This is a genomic window from Actinomadura sp. NPDC000600 (assembly GCF_040492135.1).
GTDB lineage: Bacteria > Actinomycetota > Actinomycetes > Streptosporangiales > Streptosporangiaceae > Spirillospora.
Genome location: NZ_JBEUPD010000015.1, coordinates 138,599 through 163,486, shown reverse-complemented (window position 1 = coordinate 163,486; position 24,888 = coordinate 138,599). Strand labels below are relative to the sequence as shown.

Below are 24,888 nucleotides of genomic sequence, written 5' to 3'. Positions count from 1 at the left end.
GCGCCGCCGGCGAGCCCTGGGTGCGCCCCTCGGGGGGCCGCCGGGTGGCGGCCGGCCCCCGGGGCCGCCGGGTCAGGACTGCGGCTCCTGCGCGGGCTTCATCACGTTGAACGGGACCCCGAAGGGATCGCGGACGGCCGCCGTCCGCCCGTACGGGGTGTCCTGCGGCTCGGAGTCGGCGGCGCCGCCTCCCGCGCGGACCTTGCGGACCGCCTCGTCGGCGTCGTCGACCGCGAAGTACGTCACCCAGGACGAGGCGGGGTGCTCGCCGCCGCCGAGGCGGATCTCGGATCCGCCGAGGATGCCGCCGACGTAGCGGCCGTCGCCCGCCCGCTTCAGCACGGTGTAGTCCATGTCACCCGGCATCGGCTCCAGCTCGTATCCGAACACCGCCCCGTAGAACTCCCCGGCCGCGGCCGAATCGCTCGTGACCAGTTCGTTCCACACGAACGAGCCCGGCTCGTTGACGATCCGCGAGCCCGGGTGGGCGCGGCCCTGCCACAGGCCGAACTGCGCGCCCTGCGGGTCGCGGACGATCGCCATGCGCCCGCGGTCCATGACGTCCATGGCCGGGACGACGACCTCGCCGCCCGCGTCGGTGACCCGCTTGACGAACCCGTCGCAGTCGCCCGCGGCGAAGTAGACCTCCCACCAGTACACGTCCGGCTCGCCCTCGGGGTTCCGCATCATCCCCGCGACGGGCTCCCCGCGCAGGTTGCACAGGTTGTAGTGGCCCGCCTCCGCCCCCGCGTCCTCGAACTGCCAGCCCATGAGGGTCCCGTAGAACGTCTTGGCGCGGTCGAGGTCGGGGATGCCGATGTCCAGCCAGGTGGGCGTCCCGTCAGGCGCGTTGCTCGTGACGTGGGTCATCTGCCTCACACTCCTTCGTGCCGGGGACCACGGCCCCGATGCCGTCCCGTCGCACGCGCCGCCACTTCCATCCTGGCCCCGCCCTCCCGCGTCTACACATCGGCTCCCGGCGGGCTCCGGGATGGCCGGGACCGGCCCGGCTTCACGTACACTGGGCGGATGGTTCCGCTCCCGAACTGACAGGCCGCCCAGCGCGCCCCGGTCACAGGACCGCGCGGCGCGCTTCTTCGTGCCTGTCCACCGAGCCGTCCGTCAGGGGAGCCCTGTCACTGTGATCATTGCGAAAGACATCGAGCTGCGCGCCGGGTCCCGGCTGCTGATCGAGGCCGCCACCTTCCGGGTCAACCCCGGCGACCGGGTCGGCTTCGTCGGCCGCAACGGCGCCGGCAAGACCACGCTCACCAAGGTCCTGGCGGGCGAGGCGCAGCCCGCGCAGGGCGCCGTGACGTCCTCCGGGACGATCGGCTACCTCCCGCAGGACCCCCGTGGCGTCGACCTGGACGAGCTGGCCCGCGACCGGATCCTCTCGGCCCGGGGGCTGGACGAGGTGATCCGCGACCTGCGCGCCGCCGAGGAGGCGATGGCGACCGCCACGGACGCCGGCCGCGACAAGGCCGTCCGCCGGTATGGGCGGCTGGAGGAGCGGCTGCACGTCCTCGGCGGCTACAGCGCCGAGGCCGAGGCCGCCTCGATCGCCTCCAGCCTCGGCCTGCCCGACCGGGTGATGAGCCAGCCGCTCGGCACGCTGTCGGGCGGCCAGCGGCGGCGCGTCGAGCTGGCCCGCATCCTGTTCTCCGGCGCCGACACCCTGCTGCTGGACGAGCCCACCAACCACCTGGACGCCGACTCGATCGTCTGGCTGCGCGACTTCCTGAAGGGCCACCAGGGCGGCCTCGTCGTCATCAGCCACGACGTGGAGCTGCTGGACGCGGTGGTCAACCGGGTGTTCCACCTGGACGCCAACCGCTGCGTGATCGACATCTACAACGTCGGCTGGAAGAAGTACCTCGACCAGCGGGAGACCGACGAGCGGCGGCGCAAGCGCGAGACGGCGAACGCCCAGCGGCAGGCGTCCGCGCTGCTGTCGCAGGCCGACAAGATGCGCGCCAAGGCCACCAAGGCCAAGGCGGCCCAGCAGATGGACCGGCGGGCCCGGCAGCTGCTGGCGGGCGTCGAGGGCGAGCGGCAGGCCGACAAGGTGGCCAAAATTCGCTTCCCGGACCCGGCACCCTGTGGCAAAACCCCCCTCACCGCGGAGGGTTTGTCGAAATCGTACGGATCTTTGGAGATATTCACCGACGTGGACCTGGCCATCGACCGCGGCAGCCGCGTGGTCGTGCTCGGCCTGAACGGCGCGGGCAAGACGACCCTGCTGCGGATGCTGGCGGGGGTCGACAAGCCCGACACCGGGACGGTCGTGGCCGGCCACGGGCTGCGGATCGGCTACTACGCCCAGGAGCACGAGACCCTGGAGGTCGAGCGGTCCGTCCTGGAGAACATGCAGTCGGCCGCCCCCGGGCTGGCGCCGGTCGAGGTCCGCAAGATCCTGGGCTCGTTCCTGTTCTCCGGCGACGACGTCGACAAGCCCGCAGGGGTGCTGTCCGGCGGCGAGAAGACCCGGCTGGCGCTGGCGATGCTCGTGGTGTCCAGCGCGAACGTGCTGCTGCTGGACGAGCCCACCAACAACCTCGACCCGGCGAGCCGCGAGGAGATCCTCGCCGCGCTGCGGACGTTCGCCGGGGCGATCGTCCTGGTGACCCACGACGAGGGCGCGGTCGAGGCGCTGGCACCGGAAAGAGTGATTTTGCTCCCAGATGGTGTGGAAGACATCTGGAGTGACGAGTTTGCCGATCTGGTGGCGCTCGCGTGACCTGCGGGATGACTTCCGCAGATCTTTTCTGGCCGAGTGGGTAGCCGAACCGGCGGGAATGACTGATCATGGCGGGGGATAACGCAGCGGTCACCACATCACTACGGGAGGTACTCGTGGCCGAGACCCTGAAGAAGGGCACCCGCGTGACCGGTGCCGAGCGCGACAAGCTGGCGGCGGACCTGAAGAAGAGGTACGACTCCGGCGAGAGCATCCGCGCCCTGGCAGCCGCCACCGGCCGCTCGTACGGTTTCATCCACCGGATTCTGACCGAGTCCGGCGTCAACCTGCGCGGTCGCGGTGGCGCGACCCGGGGCAAGAAGTCCTGACCGGACACCGGCCCCCGGATGAGCGCACCGCCTGACCCGGCGCCGCGACCGACCGAGTAAGGTTCGGTCGCGGCGGCGGACAGGATCTCGGGTCCCGCCCCGTGGACGGCGGGACGGGACCCGAAACGCTCATCGGAAGGAAGACCCATGGGGGACGCGACCACGGCCGGCAGGCCGGAAACGGCCACGGCGGCGGAGGCGGCTCGGCACGTCCCGCCCGGCCTCGACGAGGCGGGCCTCCGGCTCGACGTGGACGGCGCGGTCGCGACCGTCACCCTGAACCGGCCCGAGCGGCGCAACGCCATGACCTTCGCGACCTGGCGCGGCCTCGCCGCGATCGGGCGCTCCCTGCCCTCGGACGTGCGCGTCGTCGTCCTGAAGGGCGCGGGCCCCTCGTTCTCGGCCGGCATCGACCTCGGCATGTTCTCCGGCGGCGGAGGCGGCGAGGGGTTCACCGACGGCTCCGACGCCGAGGGCACCGACCGCTTCATCGCCGAGCTCCAGGAGGGCTACACCTGGCTGCGGCGCCCCGACATCGTCTCCGTCGCGGCGGTGCACGGCCACGCCATCGGCGCCGGCTTCCAGCTCGCGCTGGCCTGCGACATCCGCGTGGTCGCCGACGACGCCAAGTTCTGCATGAAGGAGCCCGCGCTCGGGCTCGTCCCCGACCTGACCGGCACCAAGCCGCTGGTCGAGATCGTGGGGATCGGGCGCGCCCTGGAGCTGTGCCTCACCGCCCGGACGGTCCTCGCCGACGAGGCTGCCCGGATCGGGCTGGCCGAGACGGTGGTCCCGCGCGACGGCCTGGACGGCGCCGTCCGCGACCTCGCCGGCGCCCTGCTGGCGGTGAACCCGGGTGCGGCCGTCGCGACCAAGCGGCTGCTGTGGCAGGCCGCCGAGAACACCCTTGACGAGCAGTGCGCCGCCGAGCGCCGCGAGCAGATCGGCCGCCTCCGCGAGGTCTTCGGAAAGTGACGGCCGGCGGGCCGGGGGCCTCCCCCGGCCCGCCGCGCCGCTCTAGCGGAGCGACTCGCGGCCGCCCCGCGCCAGCGGCAGCAGCACCTTGCTGACGCCCGGCCGCACGGCGACCTCGGTCCCCGCCGGGTAGCGGAGCGTGTAGTCGTAGTCGGTCGACAGCAGCACCACGCCGAGCCGGTGGCCGGCCTTCACCGTGTAGTCGGTCGGTTCGAGGTCCCACGTGAAGGTGTAGGTCCTGCCCGCCTCGATCGGCTCGGTCCTGGCGAAGTCGTGCCGGTTCCGCGCGTCCAGCCACCCCCGCGTGATGATCTTGTAGGGGGCGGTCTCGGTCTGCAGCACCTGCCGGGTCGTGCAGCCGGGGTCGCCCGGCACGCTCTCGCCGTAGCAGACCTGCTCGCCCGTGGCGACCCGCGCGCCCGTGGGACGGGTGTCGGTGCCGTAGTCGACCAGCAGCGCCGTCAGGTACGGCGACCGGCCGTCCAGCGAGGCCCGCAGCGACACCGACGGGATCCCGTCCACCCGGGCGGGCGCCGCCAGCGGGCCGGTCAGGTAGGCGAGCCGGTTCGGGTCGGCCCGGTCCTCGTTCACGAGGAGCTGCTCGGCGGTGCGGGTCTTGCCCGCGTCCGCGAACGACTGCGCCGCGCCGGGGCGAGGCGTGAGGCCGAGGGCGCCCGGCTGCCCGGAGGGGCCGGCGTTGAGGCTCAGCGGCACGGTGCGGGTGCCGGGGACGGGCCAGTCCTTCGCCGTCTCCCACGTCCCGTCCGCGTGCTGGACGTCGACCCGCGGCTCGCGCTCGATGCCGTTGCGGATGCCGTACAGGTAGCGGTCGAACCAGTGCAGCGTCTGGCGCAGCCACTCCTCGACCCGCCAGCGGAACGGCGTGGAGTGGTTGCCCTGGTGCAGCCAGAGCTTGCGCGGCACGCCCGCCTCCTTCAGGGCGTTCCACCACTGCACGGAGTTCTTGGTCTTGACGTTCCAGTCGTTGAGCCCGTGCACGACCATGACGGCGGCGCGCACCCTGCGCGCCTGCCCGACGTAGTCGCGCTCCGCCCACACCTTGGAGTAGTCGCCGGTCTCGCGGTCCTGGGTCGCCTCGATGTCGTCGATGACCTTCGCGCAGACCTCGGGGTCCTTGCGGGTCAGCACCGCCTTGGCCAGGACGTCCAGGTCCTCGCCCTGGTAGCCGCCGGGTGCGACCACGCCGCCGCCCGCTCGGTAGTAGTCGTACCAGCTGGAGATGCCCGCGATCGGGACGATGGCCTTCAGGCCCTCGACCCCGGTGGCGGCGGCCATGTTCGGCAGCGTCCCGTTGTAGGACTGGCCGATCATGCCGACGTTCCCGGTGGACCAGGTCGCCGCCACCGGCGTGCCGTCCGGCGCCCAGCCCCGGGCCCGCCCGTTCAGCCAGTCGACGGCGGCCTTGGCGCCCGCCTGCTCGCTGCGGTCCCCGGAGGTCGGGCAGCCGGTCGAGCCGCCCGTCCCGATGCTGTCGAGGTCGGCCACGGCGTAGCCGCGCGGCAGGAAGTAGTTGTCGTAGTAGCCGGGGAAGATCTCGGCGAGATTGCGCTGCGTCGTGGTCAGCGCGCGGGCCCTGGCGTCGCCGATGTCGACCGGGTGGTTCGGGACGTCGTTGATCCCGGCCCAGTACGGGCTCGGCTCCAGGATCGTCGGGACCCTGAGGCCGGCCGTGTCGGTCTCCTTGGGGCGCATGATCCGCAACTGCACGCGGTCCCGCACGCCGTCGCGGTCGCTGTCGGCCGTGGTCTCGATGTTCACGGTCTGGGTGACGGCGTCGGCCCGGGAGAAGACCGGCTGCGTCTCCCCGTTCCGCACCGTGACCTGGTGGGCGCCCGCGTCGGCGTGGGAAGGCCGGGGCGCGGACCTCGTGGGCCCGGCCGCCGCCGCGGGCAGCGCGGTGGTGGCGGCGAGCGCGGCGGTGAGGGTGATCACGCCGGCGCCGCCGGTGAGGCGTCGTCTCATAGGGGCTCCTGGGGGATGTGAGCCTGGAACGGAGATCACGCTTACACCCCGGGAGCGGCTTGTCCAGAGCCGCGTTACGCCGTGAGCGGAGCCGGGAAGAGCGGTGCGCGCGTCCGCGTTGTGTCCGCCGGATACTGAGATGCTTACTTGATTACGTACTTGGTCACGTCGAGGCTCTCCGGGAGGCGCTCGTGGGAATGCCGGGAATGCCGGGCAACGGCTGGCAGGTGATGGCCTCGTTCCGCAAGGACAGCTCCGTCACCCACCAGAAGCTGGCGCCCGGCACCGTGGGGCGGATCGCGGGCTACGCCCGCCCCTATGTCCGCGAGCTGTCGATCTTCCTGGGGCTGAACGCGCTGGCCGCACTGATCGTCGTCGCCAACCCCCTGCTGCTCAAATCGATCATCGACCGCGGCATCGTGCCGGGCCGGTCGGGCATCGTCCTGTGGCTCGCCGGCGCCGTCGCCGGGCTCGCGCTGGTGGAGGCCGTGCTCGGCCTCGCGCAGCGCTGGTACTCGGCGCGCATCGGGGAGGGGCTGATCTACGACCTGCGCAGCCAGGTGTTCGCGCACGTCCAGCGGCAGCCCGTCGCGTTCTTCATGCGGGCGCAGACGGGCTCGCTCGTCAGCCGCCTCAACAACGACGTCATCGGCGCGCAGCGGGCCCTCACCACCACCCTGTCGTCGGTGGTGTCCAACGTGATCAGCCTGGTCCTGGTGCTGGTGACGATGCTCGTGCTGTCCTGGCAGGTCACGGTGATCGCGCTGCTGCTGCTCCCGATCTTCATCCTGCCGGCCAAGTGGGTCGGCAAGCGGCTGAGCCGGATCAGTCGCGAGCAGATGGTGCTGGACGCCGAGATGGGCTCGCTGATGACCGAGCGGTTCAACGTCGCCGGCGCCATGCTCGCCAAGCTCTACGGGCGCCCCGACGAAGAGGAGGAGAACTTCTCCGGCCGCGCCGCCCGCGTCCGCGACATCGGGGTCGTCGCCGCCATGTACGGGCGGGTCTTCTTCACCGCGCTGACGCTGGTCGCCGCGCTCGCCACCGCCATGGTCTACGGCGTCGGCGGCTACCTGGTGGTGGACGGCGCCTTCCAGCTCGGCACGCTCGTCGCGCTCGCCACCCTGCTGACGCGGATGTACGGCCCGCTGACCGCGCTGTCCAACGTCCACGTGGACGTGATGACCGCGCTCGTCAGCTTCGACCGGGTGTTCGAGGTGCTCGACCTGAAGCCGCTGGTCCGCGACCGCGAGGACGCCCGGGAGCTGGCCGGGGCCCGCGCGCCGTCCGGCAACGGCTCGGGCCCGGCGCTCTCGAAGGCCCCGTCGATCGAGTTCGACCACGTCCGGTTCGCCTACCCGTCGGCGGAGGAGGTGTCGCTCGCCTCGCTGGAGTCGATCGCGCGCACCGACACCGCGCCCGGCCGGGAGGTGCTGCACGACGTCGACTTCACCGCCGCGCCGGGGCAGCTCGTCGCCCTCGTCGGGCCGTCCGGCGCGGGGAAGTCGACGATCACGCACCTGGTGTCGCGGCTGTACGACGTGTCGGACGGCGCGGTCCGGATCGGCGGCGTCGACGTCCGCGACGTCACGCTGGAGTCGCTGCGCGCCGAGATCGGCGTCGTCAGCCAGGACGCGCACCTGTTCCACGACACGATCCGCGAGAACATGCGCTACGCCCGCCCCGACGCCTCCGACGAGGAGATCCTCGCCGCGCTGGAGGCGGCGCACATCGGCGACCTCGTCGCCGCGATGCCCGAGGGGCTGGACACCGTCGTCGGCGACCGCGGCTACCGGCTGTCGGGCGGGGAGAAGCAGCGGCTGGCCATCGCCCGGCTGCTGCTCAAGGCGCCCTCGGTGGTCGTGCTGGACGAGGCGACCGCGCACCTGGACTCCGAGTCCGAGGCGGCCGTCCAGCGGGCGCTGCGCACCGCCCTGGCCGGCCGGACCTCACTGGTGATCGCGCACCGGCTGTCCACGATCCGGGAGGCCGACCAGATCCTGGTGATCGACGGCGGCCGGGTCGCCGAGCGCGGCCGGCACGAGGAGCTGCTGCTGGAGGGCGGCCTGTACGCCGAGCTCTACCGCACGCAGTTCTCGCACCAGCGCGATTCCGGTCCCGGGGAGGAGTTGCGGGCCGAGTCGCTGGGGGCCGAGCCGCTGGGGGCCGAGTAGCCGAGGGCCGGGCGGCGGCCGCTCAGGCGTCCGGGCCGACCGGGTAGCCGAGCCGCCGCAGCTCGGTGCCCGCGACCTTCTCGACCTGGGCGGCCTGCCGCGGGGTGAGGCGCTCGCGCCACACCCCGACGCCCGGCTCCGCGGCGTCCTGCGCGCCGGCCCGCACCAGTCCCGACAGCGCCGACTTCGACAGCGGCGCGTCGAGGTACTCCGCCAGCTCGGCCCCGACCCGGCGCGGCCGGGCGACGAGCTCCTCGAACCGGACCGTGACCAGCTGCTCCTCCGGCACCTGGAGGCGGAGCCTGGCGCTGAGCCGCACCGAGCCCCGCCACCGCAGGGCGCACTTCACGGCGGTCGCCGCGCGCGGCCACCGGCTGCGGTCCGTGTGGTCCTCCACGCCGAAGAACGGGTTGGGGAACACCGTGTCGAGGTTGGCCAGCCCCGGCTTGAACCAGGCCAGGCAGCGCTCGTCGGCCAGCATGTCGGCGACCACGTCCCGGCCGTCCCGGATCACCTGGACGAGCTGGGCGTCGGGGAAGGCGTCCAGCAGCACGTCGGCGCTGTAGATCAGGTCGGGGGAGGCGTCGGCGAACCGGGCGAGCCCCTGCGCCTGCACGCACGGGCCGGGCAGCTCGGAGCCGGGCGCGGGCCCCTCCGGGCGGCCGGGCGGGCGCGGCGGCAGCCCGCCCATCTCCCGGCACTCGTCCGGGCACTCCGCGCAGGCCCGCGCCGACACCTGCCACGCCTGCGCGAAGGCGTCGCGCAGCACGCGGGCGGCGCCCTCCCCGCGCTCGGCGATCGAGGGCTGCCGGGCGAAGGCGTAGGTGACGCGCAGGACGCCCGGCCGACCGGTGGTCAGGTGGAAGCCGGGGGAGCGCTTGACCGCGCGCGCCAGCAGCTCCGCACCCGAGTGCGGAGCGCCCAGGATGAACACCGGGCGGCGGACCTTGGTGCCGTTGATCACCAGGATGTGCGGCGTCGACCTCATACCGGGCCAAGTTTGTCACCTTTTGAGGGCGGGGCGGCCCGTGACCCTCCGTGAGGCCCGCCCGATACCCATCCGTTAACCGCCGCGGACCGCACCGTCACCGGGACGCGCGGGTCCGCCCCGGACCTACGATGGTGAGGTGGACGCTCCCCTGACCCTCGCCCGGCTTCTGCCGGAGGCCGAGGCGATCACGGTGCTCACCGGCGCCGGCATCTCCACCGACAGCGGGATCCCCGACTTCCGCGGCCCGAACGGCGTCTGGACGCGCGACCCCTCGGCGGAGGCGATGTCCACGATCGGCTCCTACCTCGCCGATCCCGAGGTCCGCCGCCGCGCCTGGCGGGCGCGGCGCGACGACCCCGTCTGGGAGGCCGAGCCGAACGCCGCGCACGCCGCCCTGGTCGAGCTGGAGCGGGCGGGCCGGATCCGCGCCCTGATCACCCAGAACATCGACGGCCTGCACCAGCGCGCCGGATCGTCGGACGGCACGGTCATCGAGATCCACGGGACCATGCGCGAGGCCGTCTGCCTGGCCTGCGGGCTGCGCACCCCGATGCCGGAGATCATCGCCCGCGTCGACGCGGGGGAGGACGACCCGCCCTGCGCCGAGTGCGGCGGCATCCAGAAGTCCGCGACGATCTCCTTCGGCCAGGCCCTCGACCGGGACGTGCTGGACGCGGCGGTCGCCGCCGCGCGGTCCTGCGACCTGTTCCTGGCGGTCGGCACCTCGCTCACCGTGCAGCCCGCCGCGGGCCTGTGCCTGGAGGCCGTCGACCACGGCGCCCGCCTGGTGATCATCAACGCGGAGGAGACGCCGTACGATGAGCTGGCCGACGCGGTGCTGCGCCGGCCGATCGGCGAGACGCTGCCGCGCCTCGCCGGCCTCGCGCTCGGCACGGGGCGATGATCTGTTGGCGGGTCGTGACCGGTCGCCCCTTCCACTGGCGTCCGGATCCTGACAAGCTCTATCCGTCGCGGTGCGAGGAGGGATCGGGTTGAACAGCGGGGGCGCCCGCGCGGTGGCGGCCGGCGGGCCGCCTGACGCGCCCGCCGTCGGCACGCCCGGCGGTCCGGAGCGCGCGCGCAAGGCCCGCAGGTACCGGCGTCTGCTGCCCGGCGACCGCGTCGCGGTGGTCGCGCCCAGCGGTCCTGCCGAGCCCGCCCGGCTGGAGGCCGGCTGCGCGGTCCTGCGCGACCTCGGCCTTGACACCGTGGTGGGGAAGCACGCCCTCGACCAGGTCAACCTCGGTTCCGCCGAGCCGGTGCGCGGCGACTGGCACCGGCTGGCCGGAGCAGACGCCGACCGCGCCGCCGACCTCCAGGCCGCCTGGTGCGACCCGAGCGTCCGCGCGGTGGTCTGCGCGCGGGGCGGCTACGGCGCCACCCGCGTGCTCGACCTCCTCGACTGGGACGCCCTGCGCGCCGCGACCCAGGCGTCCCCGGCCTCCGGCGGGCCGAAGATCCTCCACGGCTCCAGCGACATCACCGCGCTGCACGCCGCCTTTGGAACGCGCCTGGGCGTCACGACGTCCTTCGGCCCCATGCCCGCCGGAGTGATCGCCGACCTCGACCCCGCGGCCCCCGACGACTCCCTGGACGCCCTGCGCGCGGCCCTGTTCGGCGGGGCCGCAACCCTGCCCGGCACCCGCACGCTGCGGCCCGGACGCGCGGAGGGCCCGCTGACCGGCGGCACCCTCTCGCTCCTGACGGCGCTGCTCGGCACCCCGTACGCGCCGCCGCCTGCCGCGGGCCGCATCGTCTTCCTGGAGGACGTCACCGAGGCGCCCTACCGGATCGACCGGATGCTCGTCCAGCTGCTCCAGGCCGGCTGGTTCGACGGCGCGGCCGGGGTGGCGCTCGGCTCCTGGAAGGACTGCGGCGACCCCGCCGAGCTCGACGCGGTGTTCGCCGCCCGGCTCGGCCCGCTCGGCGTCCCCGTCCTCGCCGGCCTCCCCGCCGGGCACGGGCCGCGCCAGCACACCCTGGAACTCGGCGCCCCCGCCGTGCTGCACGCCCCGGCCCCGCCGGGCCACGACCCCGCAGATCCGCACCCCGCCGTGCCGGACACCGGCGCGCTCACCCTCGAAGCGCCCCCGGGAGGTGCGCGATGAGCGGCCGCCACGCCCGTCCCGACTCATGGGACGAGGGGACCCTCGACTCCCTGCTCGTCCTCGTGGCCGAGAGCCTCGGCTACCGGTGCAGCCGCGTGCCCGGCGAGGTCATGCTGCTGGAGGGCGCGAACAGGCTGCACGTCAGCCTGCGCGACCTGCGGCAGCTCGCCCGGCTCGTGCCGCGCGACGACTGGCCCGCGCTGGTCTCCGACCACGTCACCACGATCGTCACCGCGATCGAGGAGCCGCTGGACCTCAGCGACTTCGACCTCGCCCAGCACCTGCTGCGCACCCGCATCTACCCGGCGGAGGCCGACAACGGGGTGCTCGCGGCCCGGCCGTTCGCGCCCGGACTGATCGAGGTGGTGGTGGTCGACACGCCGACCACCGTCCGGACGGTCACCACCGAGGAGATGGGCGGCTGGCCGGTGTCGGGCGACGCGCTGTTCATGCTCGGCCGCGCCAACGTCCGCGCCGACGGCCCGCTCCAACTCGACGAGCAGGACCTCGGCGGCGTCCGCGTCTCCGTGCTGCACGGGTGGACGTTCTACGCCGTCACGCACCTGGCGTGGCTGGAGGAGTACCTGCCTATCGGCCCGTACGGGGCGCTGGTCATCGCGCCCAACCGCAGCCTCATCGTCGCCCACCCGCTCCGGATCGCCGACCGCCACCCGAGGGCGCGCTACCGCGAGGCCGTGGCGGCGGCGACCGAGCTCCAGGCGCAGGCGCACCGCGCCTACGAGGAGGGCCCCGGGTCGCTCAGCCCGTACCTGTACTGGTGGCGGGCCGGTGAGCTGACCTGCCTGGAGACCCGCTACGAGGGCGACACGCTGGTCCTGCCGGAGGAGTTCGCCTCCGTGCTCGCGACGCTGGCGGCGGAGCGATGACGCGGATCGTCGTCGCGCCCGACTCGTTCAAAGGCAGCCTCTCCGCGGCGGAGGTCTGCGCCGCCGTCGCGGCCGGTGCCCGGCGCGCCGCGCCGGACGCGGAGGTCGCCGCGGTGCCGATGGCCGACGGCGGCGAGGGCACCCTCGACTGCTTCCTCAGCGCCCGCGGCGGCGACGCCGTCGAGGTCGCCGCCACCGACCCGGTGGGGCGTCCGGTCAAGGCGCGCTACGCGCTGTCCGGCGACGGGCGCTCCGCGGTCGTCGAACTGGCCGCGGCCTCAGGGCTGCCGCTGGTCGAGGACGTCCCGCCCGCCCCGATGGACGCGGCCACCACCGGCACCGGCGAGCTGATCGCCGACGCCGTGCGGCGCGGCGCCCGCGACGTCCTGGTCTGCATCGGCGGCAGCGCCAGCACCGACGGCGGCGCCGGGCTGCTGAGCGCGCTCGGCGTCCGCTTCCTGGACGCCGCCGGCGCGGAGCTGCCGCCGGGCGGCGCCGCGCTCGCCCGGCTGGCCTCGATCGACGACTCCGGCGTGCCGGAGGAGGTCCGCGCGACCCGGTTCCGGGTGGCCTGCGACGTGACCAACCCGCTCGTCGGGCCCGCCGGCGCGGCCGCCGTGTTCGGCCCGCAGAAGGGCGCCTCGCCCGCCCAGGTCGCGGAGCTGGACGCCGCCCTCACCGTGTTCGCCGACGCCTTGGCCGCGCGCGGCGGCCCCCGCGTGCACGACCTGCCGGGAGCGGGCGCGGCCGGCGGCACCTGCGGCGGCCTCGTCGGGCTGCTCGGCGCCGAGCCGTCGGGCGGCGCGGGGCTCGTCGCCGAGGCCGTCGGCCTGCCCGCCGCACTCGACGGCGCCGACCTGGTCGTCACGGGGGAGGGCCGCGTGGACGGGCAGAGCGCCGGCGGCAAGGTGGTGTCCGCGGTCGCGGCGCTCGCCCGGGACCGCGGCGTCCCGTGCGTCGCCCTGGCCGGCGGCGTCGCCGGGCCGCTCGACGAGCTGCACGCGCTCGGCCTGACCGCCGCGTTCAGCCTCGCCGACGGGCCCCGCACCCTGGACGAGCTGAAGGCGGGCGCCGCGCCCCTGCTCGCGGCCGTCGCCGAGCAGGCGGTGCGCCTCTTCCTCCGCTAGGGGAGCTTCCTCCGCCAGGGGGCCGTCCTCCGCTAGGGCACGCAGGCGGGCTCGGGTTCCGGCGCGGGCGCGGGCGCGGGCGCGGGGGCCCGGACGGTCAGCCGGGGCAGCAGGACGTGGGCCAGCGGCCCGATCGCCACGGCGTAGAGGACCGTTCCCACGCCGACGGTGCCGCCGAGCAGCCATCCGGCGGCCAGCACCGTCAGCTCGATCGCCGTCCGGACCACCCGGATCGAGTGGCCGCGCGCCGCGAGCCCCGTCATCAGCCCGTCCCGGGGTCCCGGGCCGAGGCCGGCGCCGATGTAGCAGCCGGTGGCGAAGCCGCCCACCAGCACGGCGGCGATCAGGTAGGCCCAGCGCCCGGCGAGCGCGTCCGGGGCGGGCAGCAGCCACAGGAACAGGTCGGCGAAGACGCCCACGAGCACGACGTTGCTGATCGTCCCGATGCCGGGCCGCTGCCGCAGCGGGATCCACGCGAGCATCACGAGGGCGCCCGCGATGATGATCCAGGCGCCGATCGACAGGCCGAAGCGCCGGGAGAGCCCCTGGTGGAAGACGTCCCAGGGGTCGTTGCCGAGCCCGGACGCCACCTGGAGGGCGATGCCCAGCCCGTACAAGGCCAATCCAACGTAGAGCTGCACCAAGCGACGTGCCATCAAGGCCATTATCGGGATTTCCCTCCACTGGTCACCATCATCCCGCACCACTCTTGCGGAAGTGGACTGGTGTCAGTAGAGCCAATGTGCGAAAGTGGCCTGTATGAGCACGCGCTACGTGAGCGGCCCGAATCTGGCCCGGCTGCTGGGGGACGTCTCGGAGGAGCGCCCCGTCTACGCGGCGGTGGCCCGGTCGCTGCGCGCCCTCGTCCTGGACGGCAGGCTCGCGCTGCGCACGCGGCTGCCCGCCGAACGCGACCTGGCCGCCGCCCTCGGCGTCAGCCGCACCACCGTGACGGCCGCCTACGACCGGCTCCGCGACGAGGGCTACGTCCAGAGCAGGCAGGGCGCGGGAAGCTGGACGGCGCTGCCCACGGTGCGGATGGCGTCGGCCGAGCCGCACGGGGGGCTCCGCGAAGCCTCGGGCGACGCCGTCCCAGCGGGCCACCGGTACGGCAAGGCCCACCCCGCGCCGGACGACCCCTCGTTCATCGACCTCGGCTGTGCGGCTCCCGGCGCTCCCGAGATCTTCCAGGAGGCCGTCGCCGCGGCCGTCGACGAGCTGCCCCGCTACAGCTCGGGTCCGGGCTACGCGCCCGCGGGGCTCGCAGAGCTCCGGGAGGTCATCGCGGACGGCTACACCGCGCGCGGCGTCCCGACCCGCGCCGACCAGATCGTCGTGACCACGGGCGCGCAGCACGCGTTCACGCTGCTGACCCAGCTGCTGGTGGAGCCGGGCGACGCCGTGCTGGTCGAGCGCCCCACCTACCCGCACGCGCTCGGGGCGCTGCGCCGCCGCGGCGCCCGGCTCGTCCCCGTCGGGGTCAACGAGGGCTGGGACGTCGAGCTCGCCGCCGGGGCCATGCGGCAGGCCGCCGTCCGGATGGCCTACATGATCCCCGACTTCCAGAACCCGACCGGGCACCTGATGGGGCCGGGCGACCGGGCCGCGCTCGTCGACGCCGCCCGCCGCGCGGACGCGTTCCTCGTCACCGACGAGACCTTCGCCGAGCTCGCCCACGACCCCGAGGCGCCGCGCGAGCCGCCGCTCGCGGCGTTCGACTCCGGCGGCCGGGTGGTCACGATCGGGTCGGCCTCCAAGCTGCTGTGGGGCGGGCTGAGGATCGGCTGGATCCGCGCCACCGCCCCGCTGGCCCGCCGGATCGTGCTGGCCCGCGAGCCGTTCGACATGGCGAGCCCGACCCTGGACCAGCTGATCGTCAAGGAGCTGCTGCTGCGCGTGGAGGAGGTCCGCGCCGAACGCGCCGCGAGCCTGCTGCGCGGCCGCGACGCGCTCGCCGGGGCGCTGCGCGAGCACCTGCCCGGCTGGGAGTTCCGGCTCCCCGACGGGGGCATGTCGCTGTGGGCGAGGATCGGCGCCCCCATCGCCTCCCGGGTCGCCGAGGCGTCCGAGCGGCTCGGCGTCCGGGTCGTCGCCGGCCCGGTGTTCGGGGCCGACGGCGTGCTGGAGGACTACGTCCGGCTGCCGTACGTGCTGCCGCCGGACACGCTCCGCCTGGCCGTGCGGCGCCTGGCCCTCGCCCACCGGGAGGCCGAGGCGGCGCCGGCGGCCCGGCCCCTGCCCGCCTACGTCTGACGCGCCCCCGCCCGGCGGGGGCGCGCCCGAGCGGCGTCAGGGAGCGCGCTGGATGTAGTCGACGAGGTGCTCGCGCTCGCTCTCCAGCTCGTCGATGGCGCTCTTGACGACGTCGCCGATGCTGACGATGCCGGCGAGCCTGCCGTCCTCGACGACGGGCACGTGCCGGAACCGGTGCTCGGTCATGGCGCGGCGCAGGTCCTCCACCTGGTCGCCGGGTCCGCAGCTGCGGACCTCGGCCGTCATGATCTCCGAGACGGGGTGGTCGAGCAGCGCCGCGCCGTGCTCGTGCAGCCGCCGCACCACGTCCCGCTCGGAGACGATGCCGGCGATCGACGCGCCGTCGGGCGAGACCACCGCGGCGCCGATGTTGTGCTCCGCCAGGACGGCGAGGAGCTGCCGCACGGTGGCGTCGGGCCGCACCGTGGCCACCTCGTCTCCCTTCCTCCGCAGGATGTCGCGAATCCGCATGCCTCACGCTCCCGGTGCCGGTTTCGGGCCCGCGGGGCGGCGGCCGCCGGGGGCGGGGCCGCTTGCCGGGCCTTGGTCCTGCCAAAATCGCATGTTCCGGCGTCCAGCGAAACCCCCGGTCCGGGAAACGCCCCGGTCAGGTGACGGCATAAAGGCCGAATAAATGCCGTAGATCGGGAACCAAGGGATGCATGGCGATGACGGCGCAGCGAACCATCGAAACGAACATCCCCGGGCGGCTCGACCGGCTGCCGTGGTCGCGCTGGCACTGGACGGTCCTGCTCGGTCTCGGCGCGGTCTGGATCCTGGACGGGCTGGAGGTGACCGTCGTCGGCGTCATCGGCCCGCGGCTCACCGACGCCTCCGGCGGGCTCGGGCTGACCGACGGCCAGGTCGGGCTGGCCGCGTCCGTCTACGTGATCGGAGCGTGCCTCGGCGCGCTGTTCTTCGGGCACCTGACCGACCGGTTCGGGCGCAAGAAGCTCTTCATCGCCACGCTCGCGCTGTACCTGGCGGCGACCGTCGCGACGGCGTTCTCGTTCAACCCGATGTGGTTCTACGCCTGCCGGTTCCTCACCGGGGCCGGCATCGGCGGCGAGTACGCCGCCATCAACTCGGCGATCGACGAGCTGATCCCGGCGCGGGTGCGCGGCCGGGTGGACGTGGTGGTGAACGGCTCGTTCTGGATCGGCACGTCCATCGCGGCGGCGCTGTCGATCCCGGTGCTGAACGGCGACCTCGTCCCCGAGGACCTCGGCTGGCGGGCCCTGTTCGCGCTCGGCGCGGTCCTCGGCCTCGGCGTGCTGTTCGTGCGCCGGACGGTGCCGGAGAGCCCGCGCTGGCTGTTCATCCACGGGCGCGAGGACCAGGCCGAGCGCGTGGTGGGCGGCATCGAGCGCGAGATCACGAAGGAGACCGGCGAGGCGCTGGAGGAGCCCCGCGAGAGCATCCGGGTGCGCCAGCGCAAGGTCGTGTCGTTCCGGGAGATCGCCTCGACGGCCGTGCGCCGCTACCCGCGCCGGACCGTCCTCGGCCTCTCGCTGTTCATCGGGCAGGCGTTCCTCTACAACGCCGTCTACTTCACCTACGCGCTCGTGCTGAGCACGTTCTTCGACGTCCCCGACGCCAAGGTCGGCTACTACCTGATCCCGATCGGCATCGGGAACTTCCTGGGCGCGTTCTTCCTCGGCAAGCTGTTCGACACGGTCGGCCGCAGGACGATGGTCACGGCCTCCTACGTCCTCTCCGGCGTGCTGCTGATCGGCACGGGGCTGCTGTTCCGCGCGGACCTGCTCGACGCCTGGACGCTGACGGCCTGCTGGTGCGCGGTCTTCTTCTTCGCCTCGGCCGGGGCGTCGTCGGCCTACCTCACGGTCAGCGAGATCTTCCCGATGGAGACCCGGGCGATGGCGATCGCCGCGTTCTACGCGGTCGGGACGGGGCTCGGCGGCGTGATCGGCCCCGCGCTTTTCGGCCGCCTGGTGGAGACCGAGAAGGTGGCGAACGTCGTGAACGGCTACTACCTGGGCGCCGCGCTGATGATCGCCGCCGGGCTGGTGGAGCTGGCCATCGGCGTCGAGGCCGCGCAGCGGTCCCTGGAGGACGTGGCCAAGCCCCTGTCGGCGGAGCAGGCCGCGGCGGCCTGACGGAGTTCCGGTCGCGCCTCCCCGCCCCGGTCAGGGGGCGAGGAGGCGCGACAGCGCGCCGAGGGCCGGGGTGAGCAGGCGTCCCGCCGGTCCGGCGTGGGCGAGGGCGGCCCGGGCCGCGTTGGCGCCGCACGCGCCGTGCACCCCGCCGCCCGGATGCGCGGACGCCGACGCCAGGTACAGGCCCGCGACCGGCGTCTCGGCGCGCCCGAGGCCGGGGACGGGCCGGAACACCAGCTGCTGGTGGAGCATCGCCGTGCCGCCGTTGAGCGCCCCGTTGCGCAGGTTGGCGTTGTGGTCCTGGAAGGCGGGCGGGGCGGTGACGCGCCGGTCGAGGACGCGGGAGCGGAAGCCGGGGGCCAGGCGCTCCACGACGTCCTCGACGCGGGCCGCCATGGCGTCGCGCTCGCGCTCGTCCCAGGCGCCCGTGATGCCGTCCGGTCCCGCGTCGGCCTTCACCCGGTGCGGGACGTGCGTGTACGCCCACACCGAGTCGGTCCCGGCGGGGGAGCGGGTGGGGTCGGCGGTCGTCATCTGGCCGAGGAGCGCGAACGGCTCGGCCGGGACGCGGCCGGTGGCGAGCTGCGCGCTGTAGTCGGTCATCGCGTCCATGCCGGGGGACAGGTGGACGGTCCCGGCGCGCCGGGCGCCGTCCGACGCCCAGGGGATCGGCCCCGACAGCGCCCAGTCGACCTTGAAGGTGGCGTGGTCCCAGACGAAGCGGCGCATGTCCGCGCGGAGCGAGGCGGGCAGGTCGGACCAGCCGACCAGGCCCCCGTAGAGGGCGGGTGCCGAGACGTCGGCGAGGACGGCCTTCGCGGCGCGCACCGGTTCGCCCGCCGCGGTGCGGACGCCGAGCGCGCGCCCGTCCCGCACGACGACGGACGCGACCGGGGTGTCGCAGCGGAGGCGCCCGCCGCGCGACTCCAGCCGCCGCACGAGCGCCGCCGTCAGCTCGCCCGCGCCGCCCTCGGGGACCGGCCACCCGTAACGCTGGCCGGCCATGGCGAGGAGCCAGCCGAACATGGCCCCGGCGGTCGACTCGGGGAACACGTCGGTGTGCAGCGCCGACCCGGCGAGCAGCAGCGGGCCGCCGGGCCCCCCGAACTCCTGCTCCCCGAGCGTGCGGACGGGGGCCAGCAGGGTGCGCAGGGCCCGCAGGCCGCCCGCGCGGCGGGTCGACGCCAGCAGCGGGAGCGCGGCGCGCACCGGCGGGATCGGGCCGAGCATGGCGCGCAGGAGGTCCTCTCCCATCACGTCCCACAGGCGCCAGAGCCGCAGCCACGCCTCGCCGTCGCCCGCGCCGAGCGCGTCCAGGCCCGCGGCGGTCGCGTCCGCGTCGCGTTCGATGACGGCGCAGCGCCCGTCGGGGAGCGGGTGGGCGAGGACGGCGGGCGCGTGCCGCCAGCGCAGCCCGTGCCGCTCCAGCTCCAGCGCCCGCATCGCGGGCGACGCGACGCCGAGCGGGTAGAACGCGCTGCACAGGTCGCTCACGTAGCCGGGCCGGACGCCCTCGTCGCTGCGCACCGCGCCGCCGGGTTCGGGCTGCGCTTCGAGGACCTCCACGTCCCACCCGGCGTCGGCGAGCATGTTGGCGGCGACGAGCCCGTTGGGCCCCGCGCCGACGACCACGGCGTCAGCCATGCGGCATCCCCTCCCGCCGGTCACCCTACGGGCACCCCGCGGCGGCGCCGCGGTCAGCCCACGTCGAGGCGGGCCAGCAGCCGCATCACGCCCGGCGCCACGCGCGACCCGAGGTAGCCCAGCCGCGCCTCCGGCGTCACCGGGACGACCGCGCGGTCGTCGCGGACGGCCGCGACGATCTGCTCGGCCACGCGGTCCGGGCCGTAGTTGCGGCGCGCGTAGGCGCGCACGACCCGTTCCCGTTTGCGCGCCTCGTCCTCCTTGCTCTGGCCGACGAAGCGGGACGTGCGGGTGATGTTGGTGTTGACGACCCCCGGGCAGACGGCGCTGACCCCGATGCCCTTGCCCTTCAGTTCGGCGCGCAGGCACTCCGACAGCATCAGCACGGCCGCCTTGCTCGTCGCGTAGGCGGGCAGGGCGCGGGACGGCGTGAACGCGGCGGCCGACGAGGTGTTGACGATGTGGCCGCCCTGCCCCCGCTCCACCATCTGCTTGGCGAAGAGCCGCGAGCCGTGGACGACGCCCCACAGGTTGACGTCCAGGACCCGGCGCCAGTCGTCGGCTCCGTGCTCCAGGAACGGCCCGGCCACGCCGATCCCGGCGTTGTTGACGACGACGTCCGGCACCCCGTGCTCGTGCATGACCGACTTGGCGAAGTCCTCCATCGCGCCGCGGTCGGACACGTCCACCTGGACGGCGTGGCCCGCGGGGCCGAGGAGGCCGGCGAGTTCCGCGGTGCGCTCGGCGGCGGCCCGGTCGATGTCGGCGGCGACCACCTCGGCGCCGCGTTCGGCGAAGGCGAGCGCGGTGGCGCGGCCGATCCCGCTGCCCGCGCCGGTGACGACGACGAGCGCCCCGTCGAAGGGCCGGCGGTTCCGGGCGACCCTGGCCCGCCTGAGGGCCCGCGACTCGGCCGCGCCGAGCGGGCCGCCCCGGACGCCGGCGATGTGCTCGCCGATCCAGCGCGCGACGACGTCCGGGTGGCTGCGCGGCACCCAGTGCCCGGCCCTGACCGGCCGCAGCGACAGGTTCGGGACCCGGCCGGCCAGCCCGCCCACCAGGTGCGGCGAGACGAACAGGTCCTTCGTCGGGACGATGACCTGCGTCGGGACGTCCGTGCGCCGGTCGCGCGGGCGGCGGAGCCGCTGGAGCATGTTGGCCCGGTACAGCCCGACCCCGGCCGCGGCGTCGCGCGCCATCGTCCCGGCCGGGTGGCCGTGCCGGGGCGGGACGCCCTCGCCCAGTTCCAGCGCCTTGGCGAACGGCTTCGCCATCCCGGCCCGCCACAGCAGCTCCGGCAGCACCGGCGTCTGGAAGAAGTAGATGTACCAGGACCGGACGGCCTGCCCGGCCGCCCGCCGCAGGTTGGCGGGGGTGGGGCGCGCCAGGTTCCGGCGCGTCCAGTGCGCGACGTGGTCGAGGCAAGGCCCGGAGATCGAGGTGAACGAGGCGAAGCGGTCCGGCATCGTGCAGGCCGCCTCCCACGACTGGATCGAGCCCCAGTCGTGCCCCACCAGGTGCACCTTGCGCTCGGGCGCGGTCGCGTCCAGGACGGCCTCCATGTCGGCCATCAGGTACTCGAACGTGTAGCGCCTGCGCCCGGACGGCCGGGACGAGGCGCCCGCGCCGCGCACGTCGTACCGGACGACGTGGAACCGGTCGGCGAGCCGCGCGGCCACCTCGTCCCACACGGCGTGGGTGTCGGGGTAGCCGTGGACCAGCAGGACGGTCGGGCGGGACCGGTCGCCCTGCTCGTAGACGGCGAGGTCGACGCCGTCGCCGCGGACGCGCCGCCGGGTGACGGGTGGGGCGGGCTGAGTCATGCGGTCGTCGTCTCCCGTCGGGCCCACCGGTGCACGTGGGGCAGGTCGTCGTCGAGCCAGTACGCGTCGTCCTCGGTGACCACGAGGATCTCCTCGAACTTCACGCCGACGCCGCGGAACCCGATGTGGGGCTCGACCGCCCACAGCCCGGGCGTCGGGGGGTGCTGGGACTGCGCGGCCCCGTTCCAGAGCGGGGAGCGCCCCTCGAGGCGCTCCTTGACCAGTTCGCGGCCGATGGTCTGGAGGAACCGTACACCGAATGGGAATCCCACGCGCTTCGGGAGGATCCCGCCGATGACGCCGACCTGGTGGCCGATCACGCGCCCCGGATACCGGCGGTGCCGGCTGTCATGGCCCTGCCGCTCGATGAGGGCGTCGACCTCGGCGTAGACGTCGGCGAACGTGCGGCGCTCGCGGACGAGGCGGAGGATGAGGTCCCGGTAGCCGGCGAGGTCGGCGTCGAGCCTCTCCCAGATCCTGTTCTCGCCGAGCACGCCCCCGTACCCGATGTCGGCGGAGTAGCCGTCCCTCACCGGGGCCATGTCCAGGATGTAGGGCATGCCCTCCTCCAGGCGCGTCCCGCCGGGCAGGAACTGGGTGGGCACCTTGAAGCCGCGGAACGCCGACCGGTCGCCGAACCAGGCGAACGGGGTGTGGAGCCAGTCGTCCACGCCGCGCTCGCGCAGCCACCGGCGCATGCGGCGGCACGCCTCGCGCTCGGTCACCCCCGGTTCGAGCGTGCCGGCGACCTCCTCGGCGCACCGGTAGCTCAGGCGCTGGACGGCACGGAACCGCTCGAGCTCCGCCTCGTCGTGCACGCGGGCGAGCGCGGTTTTATTGGACACATCGTTAATAAATCGCCGATCCGCGTCCGGGTCAAGGGCTCGCGGAGTGATGCCCGCCACCGCGCGGAAGCGGATGGCGCGGCGGCGCGGCCCAGGGGAGGGGAGGTCTAGTAGGGGTCGTAGCCCGCGGCCTTCGCGGCCGGCGACTGGAGGAGGTACTCCAGCGCGCGGGGCGTGGAGCACACCTTCGACGGGTGGTGGTTCGGCTTGAGGTAGACGGGCGCCTCGCCGAGCAGGAGCCTGAAGATGCCGGGCACGTGGCCGAGCCGGACGGACCGCCGGTAGGAGCGGTAGACGCGCAGCGGGGTCACCCGCTTCTTGATCGTCGGGTCCTGCTTGAGCAGGTAGAGCGAGCCGCCGATCAGCGCCCAGTAGAGGAAGAACAGCGACACCACCCACGCGGCGACGCGGGTCGGGTACCGGCCGCCCATGGCCTTGTACACGTCGAACACCACCGAGCGGTGCTCGACCTCCTCGGCGCCGTGCCAGCGCAGCAGGTCCAGCATCGTCGGGTCCACGCCGGCCTTGTCGAGCCGGTCGTTGTCCATGATCCACTGGCCGAGGACGGCGGTGTAGTGCTCGATCGAGGCGACCGCGGCCAGTTCGAAGCGCAGCCGGCGCCGCCAGGCCCGCGGGTTGCGCTCCTTCAGCGCCGCCATCTGCGCGGGGCGCTCGGCGTTCCCCCGGCCCGCGGCGTCGGTGATCTTGGAGACGTCGATCCCGCCCCGCTCCAGGATCTGGTCGAGGACGCCCTGGTGGGAGCGGGCGTGCACCATCTCCTGCCCGATGAAGCCCTTGATCTCCTCCAGCAGCCGCTCGTCCCGGATGTGCGGGCGGGCGTCCTTGACGCACTGGATGAACCACTTCTCGCCCTCGGGCAGGACGATGTGGAACGAGTTGATGATGTGGGTGGCGACCGGGTCGCCCGGCACCCAGTGCAGCGGGGTCTCCGACCAGTCGAAGGCGACGCGCCGCGGCTTGATCGGCGGATGGCGCTCGTCGATGGGCGCCGCTCCGCCGCTCACCTGGGGCCTCGTCATTCGGTCCTCGCCTTCCACGCGTCCGGGCCGGGCGCGGCGTGCCCCCGATGCCGCGGTGGTCATTGGCAGAGCAGTCAACTCCTGCGAGGCCCGTGGTTTCTTGAGGGGAAGCCAACAAGTTACCGCTTGGTTTTCGGTCCTTTATGACAAGTGGCGCCGCTCACAGGGCGATACGCTGCGCCCCGGTGTAGACGTTCATGGTCTCGCCGCGCAGGAAGCCCACGAGCGTCATCCCGGCGTCCTCGGCGAGGTCCACCGCCAGCGAGGACGGCGCCGACACCGCCGCCAGCACGGGGACGCCCGCCGTCATCGCCTTCTGCGTCAGCTCGAACGACGCCCGCCCGCTCACCATGAGGACCGTCCCGGTCAGCGGCAGCCTCTCCTGCCGCAGGGCCCATCCGATCACCTTGTCGACGGCGTTGTGGCGGCCGACGTCCTCGCGCAGGGCGAGGAGCCCGCCGGCGGCGTCGAACAGCCCGGCGGCGTGCAGGCCGCCCGTCCGGTCGAACACCCGCTGCCCCCCGCGCAGCCGCTCCGGCATGGCCGCGAGGACGTCCGGCGTGAGCCGCACCGCGTCCTCGGCCACCTCGTAGGGCCGGTCGGCGCGCAGCGCCTCGATGCTCGACTTCCCGCACACCCCGCAGGCGCTCGTCGTGGTGAACGCCCGCGTCATGGAGTCGTCCGGCGGCGGCACGCCCGGGGACAGCACGACGTCCAGCGTGTTCTGCTCCTCGGTGTCCGCGCAGTACCGCATCGTCGCGATGTCGCCGGCCCGCCCGACCACGCCCTCGGCCGCCAGGAACCCGGCGACCAGGTCGAAGTCGTGCCCGGGGGTGCGCATCGTGATCGTGAGCGGCTTGCCGGCGACGCGGATCTCCAGCGGCTCCTCCGCCGCCAGGGTGTCGGGCCGCCGTACCTGCGTCCCGGACGCGCTGAGCCGCAGTACGGGCCTGCGCACGGTGATCCGCCCCATGACCGTTGACGGTACCCCGGGAAACCGTCCCAAACGAGGGGCCGGGGCGGGCCGCGCGCGCTAGTCGGGCACTCCGCGGGGCCTGGGCGCCCGCCACCCCTGGCGCATGGCGAGGACGCGCAGCCCGAACGCCATCACGGCGGCGCCCGCGGTGACGGCGCCGCCGTGCAGGCCCGCCGCGTCCGCCGCGGCGGTCGCCGTGGCGCCGAGCAGCGCGGGCACCGCGTAGAGCTGCCGGTCGTACAGCACCGCCGGGATCCGCCCGGCCAGCACGTCGCGCAGGATGCCGCCGCCCACCGCCGTCACGATCCCGAGCAGCACCGCGTGCACCGGCGAGAGCCCGTACTCCAGCGCCTTGACCGTCCCGGTCGCGCAGAACAGCCCGAGCCCGGCGGCGTCGAACAGCAGCACGGCGGGCAGCAGCCGGGTCACCTGCGGATGCCAGAAGAACACCAGCGCCGACGCCGCCATCGGCACCAGCACGTACCCGAGGTCGGTGAACGCCGCGGGCGGGACGGCCCCGATGAGCAGGTCGCGCAGGATCCCGCCGCCGAGCGCGGTGATCTCGGCCAGCACCACCATCCCGACGACGTCCAGCCGCTGCCGGACGGCCGCGAGCGCGCCCGACACGGCGAACACGAAGATCCCTGCGAGGTCCAGCAGCCACGCGACCCCGTGGCCGCTCACTCGTCCCGGTCCCTCCGGTCGATGTTCCAGTTCGCCACCACCGCCGCGAACGGCGGGATGACCAGCGCGACCACCGACATCGCGATCGCGGCCGGGTGCGAGTACAGCCGGACCACCGCCCAGGCCAGCACGAACAGGGTGAGGCAGGTGCCCATCATGATCCCGTAGGCCAGCTTGCGACGCCTCATGCCC

General features: G+C 74.3%; 22 protein-coding genes. 10 read left to right on the top strand and 12 right to left on the bottom strand.

Features of this window, described 5'->3' with window-relative positions; translation table 11 throughout:
* Positions 1-72: 72 nt before the first annotated feature.
* On the bottom strand, positions 73-870 hold the full coding sequence (locus ABWI07_RS22650) for a VOC family protein (RefSeq protein ID WP_149258192.1): 798 nt from the start codon (positions 868-870) through the stop codon (positions 73-75).
* Positions 871-1,141: 271 nt separating this feature from the next.
* Between ABWI07_RS22650 and ABWI07_RS22645 the strand changes: the two genes are divergently transcribed.
* The 3 genes from ABWI07_RS22645 to ABWI07_RS22635 all read left to right on the top strand — a co-directional run bounded on the left by ABWI07_RS22645 (position 1,142) and on the right by ABWI07_RS22635 (position 4,044).
* The gene (locus ABWI07_RS22645) at positions 1,142-2,740 is read left to right on the top strand and encodes an ABC-F family ATP-binding cassette domain-containing protein (RefSeq protein ID WP_149258193.1); all 1,599 of its coding nucleotides are present in this window, start codon (positions 1,142-1,144) and stop codon (positions 2,738-2,740) included.
* Between the two features lie 116 nt (positions 2,741-2,856).
* Entirely contained in the window at positions 2,857-3,069 is a 213-nt protein-coding gene (locus ABWI07_RS22640; RefSeq protein WP_021596738.1) for a helix-turn-helix domain-containing protein, read from the top strand.
* Between the two features lie 147 nt (positions 3,070-3,216).
* On the top strand, positions 3,217-4,044 hold the full coding sequence (locus ABWI07_RS22635) for an enoyl-CoA hydratase/isomerase family protein (protein ID WP_149258194.1): 828 nt from the start codon (positions 3,217-3,219) through the stop codon (positions 4,042-4,044).
* Between the two features lie 42 nt (positions 4,045-4,086).
* On the opposite strand, the gene ABWI07_RS22630 is transcribed toward ABWI07_RS22635, so the two are convergent.
* A complete protein-coding gene (locus tag ABWI07_RS22630) occupies positions 4,087-6,027 on the bottom strand; it encodes a Xaa-Pro dipeptidyl-peptidase (RefSeq protein ID WP_353819721.1) in 1,941 nt (646 codons plus the stop codon).
* Between the two features lie 197 nt (positions 6,028-6,224).
* Here ABWI07_RS22630 and ABWI07_RS22625 point away from each other — a divergent pair, with 197 nt between their 5' ends.
* A complete protein-coding gene (locus tag ABWI07_RS22625) occupies positions 6,225-8,201 on the top strand; it encodes an ABC transporter ATP-binding protein (protein ID WP_375708326.1) in 1,977 nt (658 codons plus the stop codon).
* Between the two features lie 22 nt (positions 8,202-8,223).
* On the opposite strand, the gene ABWI07_RS22620 is transcribed toward ABWI07_RS22625, so the two are convergent.
* Complete coding sequence (locus ABWI07_RS22620) at positions 8,224-9,189, bottom strand: sulfotransferase family protein (RefSeq protein WP_149258196.1); 966 nt, start codon at positions 9,187-9,189, stop codon at positions 8,224-8,226.
* 139 nt (positions 9,190-9,328) lie between these two features.
* On the opposite strand from ABWI07_RS22620, the gene ABWI07_RS22615 reads away from it, so the two are divergent.
* The 4 genes from ABWI07_RS22615 (at position 9,329) to ABWI07_RS22600 (ending at position 13,314) form a co-directional block, all read left to right on the top strand.
* On the top strand, positions 9,329-10,096 hold the full coding sequence (locus ABWI07_RS22615; RefSeq protein WP_149258197.1) for an SIR2 family NAD-dependent protein deacylase: 768 nt from the start codon (positions 9,329-9,331) through the stop codon (positions 10,094-10,096).
* Between the two features lie 88 nt (positions 10,097-10,184).
* Positions 10,185-11,300, top strand: a complete 1,116-nt coding sequence (locus ABWI07_RS22610; protein ID WP_235036647.1) for a S66 peptidase family protein — start codon at positions 10,185-10,187, stop codon at positions 11,298-11,300.
* Positions 11,297-12,187: a hypothetical protein gene (locus ABWI07_RS22605; RefSeq protein WP_149258198.1), complete on the top strand. Its 891-nt coding sequence runs from the start codon at positions 11,297-11,299 to the stop codon at positions 12,185-12,187. The genes ABWI07_RS22610 and ABWI07_RS22605 overlap by 4 nt, the downstream gene beginning before the upstream one ends.
* The gene (locus ABWI07_RS22600) at positions 12,184-13,314 is read left to right on the top strand and encodes a glycerate kinase (RefSeq protein ID WP_149258199.1); all 1,131 of its coding nucleotides are present in this window, start codon (positions 12,184-12,186) and stop codon (positions 13,312-13,314) included. The genes ABWI07_RS22605 and ABWI07_RS22600 overlap by 4 nt, the downstream gene beginning before the upstream one ends.
* 32 nt (positions 13,315-13,346) lie before the next feature.
* Here the strand turns inward: ABWI07_RS22600 and yczE are convergent, their stop codons facing one another.
* On the bottom strand, positions 13,347-13,979 hold the full coding sequence (gene yczE, locus ABWI07_RS22595; protein ID WP_149258200.1) for a membrane protein YczE: 633 nt from the start codon (positions 13,977-13,979) through the stop codon (positions 13,347-13,349).
* Positions 13,980-14,073: 94 nt separating this feature from the next.
* Between yczE and yczR the strand changes: the two genes are divergently transcribed.
* A complete protein-coding gene (gene yczR, locus ABWI07_RS22590; RefSeq protein WP_353819720.1) occupies positions 14,074-15,567 on the top strand; it encodes a MocR-like transcription factor YczR in 1,494 nt (497 codons plus the stop codon).
* A 36-nt stretch (positions 15,568-15,603) separates the two neighbouring features.
* Here the strand turns inward: yczR and ABWI07_RS22585 are convergent, their stop codons facing one another.
* Positions 15,604-16,038, bottom strand: a complete 435-nt coding sequence (locus ABWI07_RS22585) for a CBS domain-containing protein (protein WP_149258202.1) — start codon at positions 16,036-16,038, stop codon at positions 15,604-15,606.
* 197 nt (positions 16,039-16,235) lie between these two features.
* On the opposite strand from ABWI07_RS22585, the gene ABWI07_RS22580 reads away from it, so the two are divergent.
* Positions 16,236-17,684, top strand: coding sequence for an MFS transporter (locus ABWI07_RS22580; RefSeq protein WP_149258203.1), 1,449 nt, complete (start codon positions 16,236-16,238; stop codon positions 17,682-17,684).
* Positions 17,685-17,714: 30 nt separating this feature from the next.
* Here the strand turns inward: ABWI07_RS22580 and ABWI07_RS22575 are convergent, their stop codons facing one another.
* The 7 genes from ABWI07_RS22575 to ABWI07_RS22545 form a co-directional block, all read right to left on the bottom strand.
* Complete coding sequence (locus ABWI07_RS22575; RefSeq protein ID WP_149258204.1) at positions 17,715-19,328, bottom strand: phytoene desaturase family protein; 1,614 nt, start codon at positions 19,326-19,328, stop codon at positions 17,715-17,717.
* Between the two features lie 53 nt (positions 19,329-19,381).
* On the bottom strand, positions 19,382-21,151 hold the full coding sequence (locus ABWI07_RS22570; protein WP_149258205.1) for an SDR family oxidoreductase: 1,770 nt from the start codon (positions 21,149-21,151) through the stop codon (positions 19,382-19,384).
* Complete coding sequence (locus tag ABWI07_RS22565) at positions 21,148-21,996, bottom strand: M24 family metallopeptidase (RefSeq protein ID WP_353819718.1); 849 nt, start codon at positions 21,994-21,996, stop codon at positions 21,148-21,150. Before ABWI07_RS22565 ends, ABWI07_RS22570 begins: the two co-directional genes overlap by 4 nt.
* A 107-nt stretch (positions 21,997-22,103) precedes the next feature.
* Entirely contained in the window at positions 22,104-23,036 is a 933-nt protein-coding gene (locus tag ABWI07_RS22560) for a metal-dependent hydrolase (protein ID WP_149258207.1), read from the bottom strand.
* Positions 23,037-23,196: 160 nt separating this feature from the next.
* On the bottom strand, positions 23,197-24,009 hold the full coding sequence (gene fdhD, locus ABWI07_RS22555; protein WP_149258208.1) for a formate dehydrogenase accessory sulfurtransferase FdhD: 813 nt from the start codon (positions 24,007-24,009) through the stop codon (positions 23,197-23,199).
* A gap of 60 nt (positions 24,010-24,069) precedes the next feature.
* Positions 24,070-24,696, bottom strand: coding sequence for a trimeric intracellular cation channel family protein (locus ABWI07_RS22550; RefSeq protein WP_149258209.1), 627 nt, complete (start codon positions 24,694-24,696; stop codon positions 24,070-24,072).
* A complete protein-coding gene (locus ABWI07_RS22545) occupies positions 24,693-24,884 on the bottom strand; it encodes a DUF3099 domain-containing protein (RefSeq protein ID WP_149258210.1) in 192 nt (63 codons plus the stop codon). The genes ABWI07_RS22550 and ABWI07_RS22545 overlap by 4 nt, the downstream gene beginning before the upstream one ends.
* Positions 24,885-24,888: the final 4 nt, after the last annotated feature.